1 protein-coding gene and 1 rRNA gene are annotated in these 648 nt (G+C 68.2%); one reads left to right on the forward strand and one right to left on the reverse strand.

Annotated features, from left to right (window positions below):
- Positions 1-430: ATP-binding domain-containing protein (locus tag ACYVE7_RS35235; protein ID WP_460371030.1), on the forward strand; the 430-nt coding region annotated here is incomplete at its 5' end.
- A gap of 129 nt (positions 431-559) precedes the next feature.
- Here ACYVE7_RS35235 and rrf read toward each other — a convergent pair.
- Positions 560-648 (reverse strand): 5S ribosomal RNA (rrf, locus tag ACYVE7_RS35240); the annotation flags it as partial.

Raw genomic sequence — 648 nt, forward strand, 5'->3', positions numbered from 1 at the left:
CCGCCGGCGCAGGGCGCGCGGCGGCACCGCGGCCGCCCCCGAACCCAACGGCCAGGCCGCCGTCCAGCAGACGTCCTCGTTCGTGCCGCTCCCCGACAAGGACCGCGAAACACTCCTGCATTCGGCGCGCGACGCCGTCATCGACCTGCTCGGCCAGGTCGAAGGCACCATCGGCGTCATCCTGCCGCTGGCCTGGCCGCAGGAGGCATGGGACGTCCCCGACCGGGTCCAGCTCCTCGACGTCCTCGAAGCGAAGGGCCTGGAGTTCGACGCCGCCGTCATCGTCGCGCCCGAGGAGATCGCCGCCCAGTCCCCGATGGGCCTGCGCACCCTCTACGTCGCGGTCTCCCGCGCCACCCAACGCCTCACCGTCCTGACGACCTCGCCCCGCTGGGAAGCCGTCCTCACCGGAACCTCCACCACCCTCTAGAACAACGAAAGCCCGGCCCCCACACGGGGCCGGGTTCTCTCATAACTCGAATCTGCAGCCACCAGAAAGTCTGTAGCCGCAGAAATGCGAGAAGGCCCGAACCAATGGTTCGGGCCTTCTCGATGTTAATTGCGGCGGTGCCCTACTCTCCCACACAGTCTCCCATGCAGTACCATCGGCGCTGAAGGGCTTAACTTCCGGGTTCGGGATGGGACCGG

The sequence above is a fragment of the Actinocorallia lasiicapitis genome (assembly GCF_054778695.1).